The organism is Streptomyces sp. NPDC094034, from assembly GCF_040303865.1.
Taxonomy (GTDB): domain Bacteria; phylum Actinomycetota; class Actinomycetes; order Streptomycetales; family Streptomycetaceae; genus Streptomyces.
On record NZ_JBEOUD010000004.1, the window covers coordinates 134,522 to 147,053 of the forward strand.

Annotated in this window: 11 protein-coding genes; 9 read left to right on the top strand and 2 right to left on the bottom strand. The window is 69.6% G+C overall.

Features of this window, described 5'->3' with window-relative positions; genetic code table 11:
• The first annotated feature begins 3 nt into the window (after positions 1 to 3).
• The 9 genes from ABTZ59_RS06110 to ABTZ59_RS06150 all read left to right on the top strand — a co-directional run bounded on the left by ABTZ59_RS06110 (position 4) and on the right by ABTZ59_RS06150 (position 10,140).
• Complete coding sequence (locus tag ABTZ59_RS06110) at positions 4 to 756, top strand: YebC/PmpR family DNA-binding transcriptional regulator (protein ID WP_249951051.1); 753 nt, start codon at positions 4 to 6, stop codon at positions 754 to 756.
• Between the two features lie 129 nt (positions 757 to 885).
• Entirely contained in the window at positions 886 to 1,443 is a 558-nt protein-coding gene (gene ruvC / locus ABTZ59_RS06115) for a crossover junction endodeoxyribonuclease RuvC (protein WP_351391401.1), read from the top strand.
• Positions 1,440 to 2,063, top strand: coding sequence for a Holliday junction branch migration protein RuvA (gene ruvA / locus ABTZ59_RS06120; protein WP_351391404.1), 624 nt, complete (start codon positions 1,440 to 1,442; stop codon positions 2,061 to 2,063). Before ruvC ends, ruvA begins: the two co-directional genes overlap by 4 nt.
• A 76-nt stretch (positions 2,064 to 2,139) precedes the next feature.
• A complete protein-coding gene (gene ruvB, locus ABTZ59_RS06125) occupies positions 2,140 to 3,222 on the top strand; it encodes a Holliday junction branch migration DNA helicase RuvB (RefSeq protein ID WP_351391407.1) in 1,083 nt (360 codons plus the stop codon).
• A gap of 165 nt (positions 3,223 to 3,387) precedes the next feature.
• Complete coding sequence (gene yajC / locus ABTZ59_RS06130; RefSeq protein WP_351391410.1) at positions 3,388 to 3,834, top strand: preprotein translocase subunit YajC; 447 nt, start codon at positions 3,388 to 3,390, stop codon at positions 3,832 to 3,834.
• 144 nt (positions 3,835 to 3,978) lie between these two features.
• Positions 3,979 to 5,751: a protein translocase subunit SecD gene (gene secD, locus ABTZ59_RS06135; protein ID WP_351391413.1), complete on the top strand. Its 1,773-nt coding sequence runs from the start codon at positions 3,979 to 3,981 to the stop codon at positions 5,749 to 5,751.
• Position 5,752: 1 nt separating this feature from the next.
• A complete protein-coding gene (gene secF / locus ABTZ59_RS06140) occupies positions 5,753 to 6,883 on the top strand; it encodes a protein translocase subunit SecF (protein WP_351391416.1) in 1,131 nt (376 codons plus the stop codon).
• Positions 6,880 to 7,425, top strand: a complete 546-nt coding sequence (locus ABTZ59_RS06145) for an adenine phosphoribosyltransferase (RefSeq protein ID WP_351391419.1) — start codon at positions 6,880 to 6,882, stop codon at positions 7,423 to 7,425. Before secF ends, ABTZ59_RS06145 begins: the two co-directional genes overlap by 4 nt.
• A 159-nt stretch (positions 7,426 to 7,584) precedes the next feature.
• Entirely contained in the window at positions 7,585 to 10,140 is a 2,556-nt protein-coding gene (locus tag ABTZ59_RS06150; RefSeq protein WP_351391422.1) for a RelA/SpoT family protein, read from the top strand.
• Between the two features lie 114 nt (positions 10,141 to 10,254).
• Here ABTZ59_RS06150 and ABTZ59_RS06155 read toward each other — a convergent pair whose 3' ends face one another.
• Together ABTZ59_RS06155 and ABTZ59_RS06160 are read right to left on the bottom strand one after the other, a co-directional pair.
• On the bottom strand, positions 10,255 to 11,484 hold the full coding sequence (locus ABTZ59_RS06155) for a DUF349 domain-containing protein (protein WP_351391425.1): 1,230 nt from the start codon (positions 11,482 to 11,484) through the stop codon (positions 10,255 to 10,257).
• 150 nt (positions 11,485 to 11,634) lie between these two features.
• Complete coding sequence (locus tag ABTZ59_RS06160) at positions 11,635 to 12,432, bottom strand: peptidylprolyl isomerase (RefSeq protein WP_351391428.1); 798 nt, start codon at positions 12,430 to 12,432, stop codon at positions 11,635 to 11,637.
• Between the last annotated feature and the right edge of the window lie 100 nt (positions 12,433 to 12,532).

Sequence of the window (12,532 nt, forward strand, 5' to 3'; positions counted from 1 at the left end):
CAGATGTCCGGCCACTCTAAATGGGCTACGACGAAGCACAAGAAGGCCGTGATCGATGCCAAGCGCGGCAAGCTCTTCGCGAAGCTGATCAAGAACATCGAGGTCGCGGCCCGTACGGGGGGCGCCGATGTCGACGGAAACCCGACCCTCTTCGACGCCATCCAGAAGGCGAAGAAGAGTTCGGTGCCGAACAAGAACATCGACTCGGCCGTCAAGCGCGGCGCCGGTCTGGAGGCCGGTGGCGCCGACTACGAGACGATCATGTACGAGGGATACGGCCCGAACGGTGTCGCGGTGCTCATCGAGTGTCTGACCGACAACCGCAACCGCGCCGCCTCCGACGTCCGCGTCGCCATGACCCGTAACGGTGGCTCGATGGCCGACCCGGGCTCCGTCTCGTATCTCTTCAACCGCAAGGGCGTCGTGATCGTCCCCAAGGGCGAGCTGGGCGAGGACGATGTCCTGGGCGCGGTGCTCGACGCGGGCGCCGAGGAGGTCAATGACCTCGGCGAGTCCTTCGAGGTGCTCAGCGAGGCGACCGATCTGGTCGCGGTCCGCACCGCGCTCCAGGAGGCGGGTATCGACTACGACTCCGCCGACGCCAACTTCGTCCCGACCATGCAGGTCGAGCTGGACGAGGAGGGTGCGCGCAAGATCTTCAAGCTGATCGACGCCCTTGAGGACAGCGACGACGTACAGAACGTCTTCGCCAACTTCGATGTCTCCGACGATGTGATGGAGAAGGTCGACGCCTGACGGTCACGGCTGACACGGCTTCATCTGACGGGCCGACGGGACACGCCTTCCCGTCGGCCCGTCGCGTTGTCAGTGACGACCGATACTGTGCTGATCAGCGGGAACATGTGACCGAGGGAGGGGGGTGCCATGCGGGTGCTGGGAGTTGACCCCGGGCTGACCCGGTGCGGTGTGGGGGTCGTCGAGGGCGTCGCGGGCCGTCCGCTGGCCATGCTCGGCGTCGGCGTGGTCCGTACGCCGGCGGACGCGGAGGCCGGCCAGCGGCTCGTCGCCATCGAGCAGGGCATCGAGGCCTGGCTGGACGAGCACCGGCCCGAACTCGTCGCGGTGGAGCGGGTGTTCGCCCAGCACAATGTGCGTACGGTCATGGGCACCGCGCAGGCCAGCGCGATCGCCATGCTCTGCGCCGCGCGCCGCGGCATCCCCGTGGCGCTGCACACCCCCAGCGAGGTCAAGGCTGCCATCACCGGCAGTGGCCGTGCGGACAAGGCCCAGGTCGGTGCGATGGTGACCCGGCTGCTGCGCCTCGACGCCCCGCCGAAGCCGGCCGACGCCGCCGACGCCCTGGCGCTCGCCATCTGCCATATCTGGCGTGCCCCCGCGCTGCACCGGCTTCAGCGGGCGCGGGAGGCGGCCCGTCCCTCCCGTATCCCCACCACCGCATCCGTACGGAAGGTCACGCGATGATCGCTTTCGTCAGCGGCCCGGTCGCCGCCCTCGCCCCGACCACGGCGGTGGTCGAGGTCGGCGGCGTCGGCATGGCCGTCCAGTGCACGCCCGGCACGCTCGCCGGGCTGCGCGTCGGCCAGGAGGCGAGGCTCGCCACGTCCCTGGTCGTGCGGGAGGACTCGCTGACCCTGTACGGCTTCGCGGACGACGACGAACGCCAGATCTTCGAGCTGTTGCAGACGGCGAGCGGGGTGGGCCCCAGGCTGGCGCAGGCCATGCTCGCCGTGCACAGCCCGGACGCGCTGCGCGTCGCGGTCTCCACGGGCGACGAGAAGGCGCTGACGGCGGTCCCCGGCATCGGCAAGAAGGGCGCCCAGAAGCTGCTGCTCGAATTGAAGGACCGGCTCGGCGAGCCGGTCGCCACGGTCGGCTGGCAGGGCGTCGGCTCCGCCGTCACCGCCTCCTGGAGCGACCAGCTGCACGCCGCCCTGATCGGACTCGGCTATGCCACCCGCGAGGCCGACGACGCGGTCGCGCTGGTCACCCCGCAGGCCGAGGCGGCGCTCGCCGAGGGGGCGCAGCCGCCCGTGCCGCGACTGCTGCGGGCCGCGCTCCAGAGTCTGAACAGAACGCGTTGAGCCGGCGCTGCCCGCCCCTCAGCGCCGTACGTCAAGGGCCGTCCAGCGACGCGCCCCTTTCCCGAGGTGAAACAGAGTGAACTGGGACGACAGCAGTGGCGGGACGCCGCCGGACGATTTCGCCGACCGGCTCGTCGGCTCGTCCGCCGATGGCGAGGACCAGGCCGTCGAGGCGGCGCTGCGGCCCAAGTCGCTGGGTGAGTTCGTCGGCCAGGAGCGGGTGCGAGAGCAGCTCGACCTGGTGCTGAAGGCCGCCCTGGCGCGTGGCGCGACCGCCGATCACGTGCTGCTCTCCGGCGCCCCCGGGCTCGGCAAGACCACCCTTTCCATGATCATCGCCGCCGAGATGAACGCCCCGATCCGGATCACCTCGGGGCCCGCCATCCAGCACGCCGGCGATCTCGCGGCGATCCTCTCCTCCCTCCAGGAGGGCGAGGTCCTCTTCCTGGACGAGATCCACCGGATGTCCCGGCCCGCCGAGGAAATGCTCTACATGGCGATGGAGGACTTCCGGGTCGACGTCATCGTCGGCAAGGGCCCGGGCGCCACCGCCATCCCGCTGGAGCTGCCACCGTTCACCCTGGTGGGCGCCACGACCCGGGCCGGACTGCTGCCGCCCCCGCTGCGCGACCGCTTCGGTTTCACCGGTCATATGGAGTTCTACGAGAGCGCGGAGCTGGAGCGCGTGATCCACCGCTCCGCCCATCTCCTCGACCTGGAGATCGATGCCGAGGGCGCGGCGGAGATCGCGGGGCGCTCGCGCGGCACGCCCCGTATCGCCAACCGGCTGCTGCGGCGCGTACGCGACTACGCGCAGGTCAAGGCCGACGGAGTCATCAACCGCGAGGTGGCGGCCGTGGCCCTCGGGGTGTACGAGGTCGACGCCCGCGGCCTCGACCGGCTCGACCGCGCCGTGCTGAAAGCCCTGCTCAAGCTCTTCGGCGGCGGCCCCGTCGGGCTGTCGACCCTGGCGGTGGCCGTGGGGGAGGAGCGCGAGACGGTCGAGGAGGTCGCGGAGCCCTTTCTCGTACGGGAGGGGCTGCTCGCACGCACTCCGCGCGGCCGGGTCGCCACCCCCGCCGCCTGGGCACACCTGGGGCTCGTCCCGCCTCAGCAGGCCCCCGGAGCGAGCGGACAACAGGGTCTGTTCGGGGCGTGAGGGCGACGACACTCGCGCGGTGAGGAACCCCGGTGCGATGCTGGGCGTTGTTCCAACGAAGCGGACTCGCTTAGACTCCGCCGATGCCGCCCTTCCGGGCCGGCATGCCCACCCCCGTATACCAGGCCGCTCGACAGCGCGGTCGTGCGAAGGAAGTTCCCTCCCGTGAGTCTCGTGACCCTCCTCCCCTTCATCGTGCTCATCGGGGCCATGTTCCTGATGACCCGGTCCGCCAAGAAGAAGCAGCAGGCCGCCGCACAGATGCGCGACGAAATGCAGCCCGGCACCGGCGTCCGCACCATCGGGGGCATGTACGCCACCGTCAAGGAGGTGCACGACGACACGGTCCTTCTGGAGGTCGCTCCAGGCGTCCACGCCGTCTACGCCAAGAACGCCATCGGCGCCGTCCTGGACGACGACGAGTACAACCGCATCGTGCACGGCGACGACGACCTCAAGCTCGACGCCCCGGTCGTCCCGGATGACGCCTCCTCGCTGACCGAGGCCGACGGCACCCCGGACGACGCCAAGATCGACCTGGGCAAGAAGCCCGAGGCCGACGACGCCGAGCCCAAGGACGGCAAGGCCGACGGCGAGGCCGGCGCGAAGTAGTCCCGACCGTGCCGACGGGCCGCTCCGCGGCCCGTCGCGGCGTACGGTTGCGCTGGAATTCTGCGGGGGCAGGTCCCCACTACACTTCGTGGCCGCTCCGGCGCACACCCGGCGTGGGGCGGTTGGACAGGGAGAAACGAGAAGGTGGCAGCACCTAATAAGGGCCGCAGGCAAGCGGGGTCCCCAGGCAGGCCAGGGCGCACCCTGGCGCTGTTCCTGATTGCCATGGTCGCCCTCACGGGCGGGATGTTCTGGTCCGGGCATGTCACGCCACGCCTGGGGATCGACCTCGCCGGCGGCACGAGCATCACGCTCCAGGCGAAGAACACGCCGGGCCAGCCGAACGCGATCAACAAGACGAACATGGACACCGCCGTCAGCATCATCGAGCGGCGTGTCAACGGTCTTGGTGTCTCGGAGGCCGAGGTCCAGACCCAGGGCAGCAGCAACATCATCGTCAACATCCCCAAGGGGACGAACGAGAAGCAGGCCCGCGATCAGGTCGGCACCACGGCCCAGCTGTACTTCCGGCCGGTACTGACGGTCGCCGCGGGCGGCCCGGCCGCTCCGGCGCCCTCCACCAGCGGCTCCCCGAGCGGTTCTCCGAGCGGCTCCCCTTCTCCCTCCGCGGGCAACCCGTCGAGCGACGAGTCGGCCGGTAACCCCGACCCGTCGGCGAGCTCCACCGCTCAGGGCCGTGCCGTCACGGACGCACTGAAGGACGAGACGCCCTCCCCGGGCGCGTCCGACTCGGACAAGCCCGCCTCCACGGAGAGCCCCGACCCCGCCGCCACGCCTTCCGCCGACCCGGCCACGGCCGCGCTGGAGAAGAAGTTCACGGACCTGGACTGCACCGACAAGACCGCGCGCACCAAGGCCAACCAGGGAGCCACGCCCAAGGACACGATCGTGGCCTGTGGCACCAACTCAGGCGGGGAGTGGGAGAAGTACATCCTCGGCCCGGCCGAGCTGGAGGGCACGGACGTCGACGACGCCAAGGGCGTTCTCGACCAGCAGCGTGGCATGTGGATCGTCACGATGGACTTCAGCAGTGGCGGTACGAAGAAGTTCCAGTCCATCACCGGCAAGCTCTCCCAGCAGCAGCCGCCGATGAACCAGTTCGCCATCGTGCTCGACGGCAATGTCGTCTCGGCGCCCTCGGTGAGCCAGACGCTCGGCGGCAGCGCCGAGATCTCGGGCAGCTTCACCCAGCAGTCCGCCCAGGACCTGGCCAACATCCTGTCCTATGGCGCGCTGCCCCTCACCTTCCAGGAGCAGAGCGCCACGACGGTCACCGCCGCGCTCGGCGGTGAGCAGCTCCAGGCGGGCCTGATCGCCGGCGCCATCGGCCTCGCTCTGGTGGTCATCTATCTGGTCGCCTACTACCGCGGCCTCGCCGGTATCGCGATCGTCAGCCTCGGCGCCTCGGGCATCATGACGTACACGATCATGTCGCTGCTCGGACCGGGTATCGGCTTCGCGCTGAACCTGCCCGCCGTGTGTGGCGCGATCGTCGCCATCGGTATCACCGCGGACTCGTTCATCGTCTACTTCGAGCGCATCCGCGACGAGATCCGCGAGGGCCGCACGCTCAGGCCCGCCGTCGAACGGGCCTGGCCGCGCGCCCGGCGCACGATCCTGGTCTCCGACTTCGTTTCGTTCCTCGCCGCCGCCGTGCTGTTCCTCGTCACGGTCGGCAAGGTCCAGGGCTTCGCGTTCACCCTCGGCCTCACCACGCTCCTCGACGTGGTCGTGGTGTTCTTCTTCACCAAGCCGGTGATGACGATCCTGGCTCGCACGAAGTTCTTCGCCAGCGGCCATGCCTGGTCCGGACTGGACCCGAAGCGGCTCGGCGCCAAGCCCCCGCTGCGCCGCTCCCGCCGTGTCAGCGCTCACACCGACCCGAAGGAGGCGTGAGATGTCGCGACTCGGCGCACTCGGCGCCCGGCTCTACCGCGGCGAAGTCGGCTACGACTTCATCGGGAAGCGCAAGTTCTGGTACGCGCTCTCGGTCCTGATCACCATCACGGCCATCGCGGGCGTGATGGTGCGCGGCCTCAACATGGGCATCGAGTTCAAGGGGGGTGCCGTCTTCACCATCCCGAGCACGAGCGTCTCCGTGACGCAGGCCCGGGCGGACGCCCAAGAGGCCTCCGGCCATGACGCGATCGTCCAGAAGCTCGGCAACGGCAGCATGCGGATCCAGGTCACCGAACTGGACACCAAGCAGGCCGACAGCGTGCGGACGCAGCTCGCCAAGGATCTGGACGTCAACGAGGCGGACATCAACGCCGACCTCGTCGGTCCGAGCTGGGGCGCGACCATCGCCAACAAGGCCTGGACGGGCCTGGCGATCTTCATGATCCTCGTGGTGATCTATCTGGCGATCGCCTTCGAATGGCGCATGGCGGTCGCGGCACTGATCGCGCTGATCCATGACCTCACCATCACCGTCGGTGTGTACGCACTGGTCGGCTTCGAGGTCACCCCGGGTACGGTGATCGGTCTGCTCACCATCCTCGGTTACTCCCTCTACGACACCGTCGTCGTCTTCGACAGTCTCAAGGAGGGGTCGAAGGGGATCACCAAGCAGACCCGCTGGACCTACAGCGAGGTCGCCAACCGCTCGATCAACAGCACGCTGGTGCGTTCCATCAACACCACCGTGGTCGCGCTGCTGCCGGTCGCCGGGCTGCTCTTCATCGGCGGCGGTTTCCTCGGCGCCGGCATGCTGAACGACATCTCGCTCTCGCTCTTCGTCGGCCTCGCCGCCGGTGCGTACTCCTCGATCTTCATCGCCACGCCGCTCGTCGCCGACCTGAAGGAACGCGACCCGCAGATCAAGGCGCTGAAGAAGCGGGTGCTCGCCAAGCGGGCCTCCGCCGCCGCGAAGGAGGAGTCGGCCGAGGGGTCCTCGGACGACGCCGGCGCCGTCGAGGACGGCCCGGAGGACGCGGTTCCGGGAGCACCGGCACCGGCGGCCGCTGTCGCCGGTCAACGGGGCAGGGGCGGCCGTGGCCGCCCGTCGGGTTCGGGGAGGCGTCGGTGACCGACACCAGTACGCGGGAGCTGCTTCTCAGCCGCATCCGTGATGTCGCGGACTACCCCGAGCCGGGCGTGGTCTTCAAGGACATCACTCCGCTGCTGGCCGACCCGAAGGCCTTCACCGCGCTGACCGACGCGCTCGCGGAACTGTGCGCGCGGTGTGGCGCGACGAAGATCGTGGGCCTGGAGGCCCGCGGCTTCATCCTGGCGGCCCCTGTGGCGGTCCGGGCAGGCGTCGGCTTCATCCCCGTACGCAAGGCGGGCAAGCTCCCCGGCGCGACGCTGTCGCAGGCGTACGAGCTGGAGTACGGCTCCGCGGAGATCGAGGTCCACGCGGAGGACCTGGACCAGGACGACCGGGTTCTCGTCATCGACGACGTGCTGGCCACCGGCGGTACGGCCGAGGCCTCGCTGGAGCTGGTCCGGCGGGCCGGCGCCGAGGTGGTGGGCGTCGCGGTCCTGATGGAGCTGGGTTTCCTGGGCGGCCGGGCCAGGCTGGAGCCCGCGCTGCGCGGAGCCCCGCTGGAGGCTCTGATCACGCTCTGAGCGGCCCTGTGAGGCGTACGGACGGGCACCCGGGAACAACCGGGTGCCCGTCCGTCGTTCTGTGGGCTCCAGGATCCTGGGGCGAGAGGTACGCCCGAGGTCGATACGATGGAACCTCCGGGCCTGACCGGGGGACCTGGATCCGCACGAGGAGCGCCCTTGCCAGAAGAGGTCCAGCCACTGGCCGCCGCAACGCCCGATCACTCCGCCGAGCAGGCAGCGGCGGCATCAGCCGTGTCGCGGCACAAGGCCGCGGTCGCGGCGGAGGAGAAGGCCGCCCGCGCGTCCGCGGAGACCTCGGACGCGCTCCCCGCGGGTGCGTCCCCGGCGCCCCTGCCCACCGCGCCCTCGGAGCGCCCCGGCACGCCCGTCAGCGCCCCCAAGCCCGGCCCCACGGCCACGCCGCGCTCCGGCGGGTCCTCCAATCGTGTACGGGCCCGGCTCGCCCGGCTCGGGGTGCAGCGCTCGTCGCCCTACAACCCGGTGCTCGAACCGCTCCTGCGGACCGTGCGGGGCAACGACCCGAAGATCGAGACCGCCACGCTCCGCCAGATCGAGCGCGCCTACCAGGTCGCCGAGCGCTGGCACCGCGGTCAGAAGCGCAAGAGCGGCGACCCGTACATCACCCATCCGCTCGCGGTGACGACGATCCTCGCGGAGCTGGGCATGGACCCGGCCACTCTGATGGCGGGTCTGCTGCACGACACCGTCGAGGACACCGAGTACGGGCTCGACACCCTGCGCCGTGACTTCGGCGACCAGGTGGCGCTGCTCGTCGACGGCGTCACCAAGCTCGACAAGGTCAAGTTCGGCGAGGCGGCGCAGGCGGAGACCGTACGCAAGATGGTCGTCGCCATGGCCAAGGACCCCCGGGTCCTGGTCATCAAGCTCGCCGACCGGCTGCACAACATGCGCACCATGCGCTATCTCAAGCGGGAGAAGCAGGAGAAGAAGGCCCGCGAGACGCTGGAGATCTACGCGCCCCTGGCCCATCGGCTGGGCATGAACACCATCAAGTGGGAGCTGGAGGACCTCGCCTTCGCGATCCTCTACCCGAAGATGTACGACGAGATCGTCCGGCTCGTCGCGGAGCGCGCCCCCAAGCGGGACGAGTATCTGGCCATAGTGACCGACGAGGTCCAGTCGGATCTGCGCGCCGCCCGGATCAAGGCCACCGTCACCGGTCGGCCGAAGCACTACTACAGCGTCTACCAGAAGATGATCGTCCGCGGCCGGGACTTCGCGGAGATCTACGACCTGGTGGGCATTCGCGTCCTCGTCGACACCGTCCGTGACTGCTACGCGGCGCTCGGCACCGTCCACGCGCGATGGAATCCGGTCCCCGGCCGGTTCAAGGACTACATCGCGATGCCCAAGTTCAACATGTACCAGTCGCTGCACACGACGGTGATCGGACCCAACGGCAAGCCCGTCGAGCTCCAGATCCGTACGTTCGACATGCACCGCCGCGCCGAGTACGGCATCGCCGCGCACTGGAAGTACAAGCAGGAGGCCGTCGCGGGCGCCTCCAAGGTGCGTACGGACGTGCCGAAGAACGCGGGCAAGGGCGCCGGCCAGGACACCGTCAACGACATGGCGTGGCTGCGCCAGCTGCTGGACTGGCAGAAGGAGACCGAGGACCCCAGCGAGTTCCTGGAGTCGCTCCGCTTCGACCTGTCCCGCAACGAGGTCTTCGTCTTCACGCCCAAGGGCGATGTCATAGCGCTGCCCGCCGGTGCCACACCCGTCGACTTCGCGTACGCCGTACACACAGAAGTCGGCCACCGCACCATAGGAGCACGGGTCAACGGGCGGCTCGTACCGCTCGAATCGACGCTGGACAACGGCGATCTGGTGGAGGTCTTCACCTCCAAGGCGTCCGGGGCGGGTCCCTCGCGGGACTGGCTCGGCTTCGTCAAGTCGCCACGGGCCAGGAACAAGATCCGCGCCTGGTTCTCCAAGGAGCGCCGCGACGAGGCGATCGAGCAGGGCAAGGACGCCATCGCGCGGGCCATGCGCAAACAGAACCTGCCGATCCAGCGCATCCTCACCGGCGACTCGCTGGTCACGCTCGCGCACGAGATGCGCTATCCCGACATCTCGTCCCTGTACGCGGCGATCGGCGAGGGCCATGTGGCCGCGCAGGGCGTCGTGCAGAAGCTCGTGCAGGCCCTCGGCGGCGAGGAGGCGGCCAACGAGGACATCGCCGAGAGCGCCCCGCCCTCGCACGGCCGCGGCAAACGCCGCGCCAACGCCGACCCGGGTGTGGTCGTCAAGGGCGTCGAGGACGTCTGGGTCAAGCTCGCCCGCTGCTGTACGCCGGTCCCGGGCGACCCGATCATCGGCTTCGTCACGCGCGGCAGTGGAGTCTCGGTGCACCGCGCCGACTGCGTCAATGTCGACTCGCTCTCCCAGCAGCCCGAGCGGATCCTCGAAGTCGAGTGGGCGCCGACCCAGTCGTCGGTCTTCCTGGTCGCCATCCAGGTCGAGGCGCTGGACCGCTCCCGGCTGCTGTCGGACGTCACCCGCGTCCTGTCCGACCAGCATGTGAACATCCTGTCCGCGGCCGTCCAGACCTCCCGCGACCGGGTCGCCACCTCCCGTTTCACCTTCGAGATGGGCGATCCGAAGCACCTGGGACACGTATTGAAGGCGGTACGGGGCGTGGAGGGCGTCTACGACGTCTACCGGGTCACCTCGGCGCGCAGGCCGTAAGCCGTACGAACAGGCCATGGGCCATGGGCCGTGCAGAGGACAACAGCGAAGGGGCTCCCCGCAGCGGATGCGGGGAGCCCCTTCGCCTGTCGGACGCGAGCCGAGCGGGTCCGGTCAGCCGCCGAACTCCTGGAGACCCTTCAGGGCCTGGTCCAGCAGGGCCTGCCGGCCCTCCAACTCCTTGACGAGCTTGTCCGCCTTGGCGTTGTTGCCCGCCGCGCGCGCCGCGTCGATCTGCGTACGCAACTTGTCCACCGCGCCCTGGAGCTGACCCGTCAGACCCGCGGCGCGTGCCCGCGCCTCCGGGTTCGTCCGGCGCCACTCGTTCTCCTCGGACTCCTGAAGCGCCCGCTCCACCGCGTGCATCCGGCCCTCGACCTTGGGCCGGGCGTCACGCGGTACATGGCCGACGGCCTCCCAGCGCTCATTGAGCGCCCGGAACGCGGCCCTGGCCGCCTTGAGGTCGGTGACCGGCACCAGCCGCTCCGCCTCGGTCGCGAGATCCTCCTTGATCTTGAGGTTCTCGGTCTGCTCGGCGTCCCGCTCGGCGAAGACCTCCCCGCGCGCGGCGAAGAAGACGTCCTGGGCGCCGCGGAAGCGGTTCCACAGCTCGTCCTCGGCCTCGCGCTGGGCGCGGCCCGCCGCCTTCCACTCGGTCATCAGCTCGCGGTAGCGGGCGGCCGTACCGCCCCAGTCGGTGGAGCCGGACAGCGATTCGGCCTCCGCGACCAGCTTCTCCTTGGCCTTACGGGCGTCCTCGCGCTGCGCGTCGAGCGCCGCGAAGTGGGCCTTGCGGCGCTTGGAGAACGCGGAACGGGCGTGCGAGAAGCGGTGCCACAGCTCGTCGTCGGACTTCCGGTCCAGCCTCGGCAGGCCCTTCCAGGTGTCCACCAGCGCCCGCAGCCGCTCACCGGCCGACCGCCACTGGTCGCTCTGCGCCAGCTCTTCCGCCTCGGTGACCAGCGCCTCCTTGGCGTGACGCGCCTCGTCAGTCTGCTTCGCCCGCTGCGCCTTGCGCTCCTCACGGCGCGAATCGACCGTCGCCACCAGCGCGTCGAGCCGCTTGCGCAGTGCTTCGAGATCGCCCACGGCGTGGTGCTCGTCGACCTGGCCTCGCAGATGCTCGATCGCCGTCGTCGCATCCTTCGAGGACAGATCGGTGGTCTTCACCCGCCGTTCGAGGAGGCCGATCTCGACAACCAGGCCCTCGTACTTGCGCTCGAAATAGGCCAGAGCCTCCTCCGGAGAGCCAGCCTGCCACGATCCGACGACCTGCTCGCCGTCGGCCGTACGCACGTACACGGTGCCCGTCTCATCGACACGGCCCCACGGGTCGCTGCTCACAGCGCCTCCTCCACCTGATGTCCGTGAGGGGTATGGCCCCCGGGCATCATCCACAGTTTCCTGGGACGGGCTGCGCCCGCCCTGCACAACGCCAATCTAGGCGACCGGCCGCCCGGCTGTCCGCACTCAGCACGGCCGAAATTCACAGGGTCACGCCTTGTCGACCGTGCCCTTCTCCACGGTGACGGTCTTCTTGGGCGCGCCGTCGCCCGTGCCACCGTCCACTCCGGCCTTCGCCACCGCTTCCACCGTCTTCAGGCCGGTGTCGTCCAGGGTCCCGAACGGCGTGTAGCTGGGCGGGAGTTTGGTGTCCTTGTAGACGAGGAAGAACTGGCTGCCGCCGGTGTGCGGCTGGCCGGTATTGGCCATCGCGACCGTCCCCGCCGGGTACGTGACCGAGCCGTCGGCGCCCGCCTTGCCCAGAGCCGTCAGATTCTCGTCCTCGATCGTGTAGCCGGGACCGCCGGTGCCGTCGCCCTTCGGGTCGCCGCACTGGAGCACGAAGATCCCCTCGGTGGTCAGCCGGTGACACTTCGTGTTGTCGAAGTACTTCTTGTCCGCGAGCGCCTTGAACGAGTTCACCGTGTGCGGTGTCTTCTTGGCGTCCATCGCGATGGAGATGTCGCCCTGGCTCGTCTTGAGCGCCATCGTGTACGTGGCGTTCTTGTCGATGGTCATCTTCGGCTCGGGCTCGCCGCTCTCGCTCGGCGAGGGCGAGGCGGTGGCCGAGGCGCTCGATTCCGGACTGGCGGCCTTGTCGCTGGTGTCGCCGTCCGACAGACCGACCGAGGCGTATGCCGCGGCTCCCGCGAGCACCACCACGGCAAGCACCGACGCGATGATGACGTTGCGGCGCTTCGCCTTCTGCCGGGCCTCGGTCCGGCGCTGCTGCTGCCGCTCGAACTTCTCCCGGGCGAGCTGCCGCCGCCGCTGATCGCTGTTGACCACCGGGTCCACTCCTCGTATCTGTGTGTGATCCTGTCCGGCCTGATTCCGGGCCTGCCAGACAGGCCCGAGCCCGTACGGTATATGGGTTCGCTGTGGATAT

Coding starts and splice junctions, on each gene's coding strand:
- ABTZ59_RS06110 (WP_249951051.1), top strand. CDS start 4: ATGTCCGGCCACTCTAAATGGGCTACGACGAAGCACAAGAAGGCCGTG.
- ruvC (WP_351391401.1), top strand. CDS start 886: ATGCGGGTGCTGGGAGTTGACCCCGGGCTGACCCGGTGCGGTGTGGGG.
- ruvA (WP_351391404.1), top strand. CDS start 1,440: ATGATCGCTTTCGTCAGCGGCCCGGTCGCCGCCCTCGCCCCGACCACG.
- secF (WP_351391416.1), top strand. CDS start 5,753: ATGTCGCGACTCGGCGCACTCGGCGCCCGGCTCTACCGCGGCGAAGTC.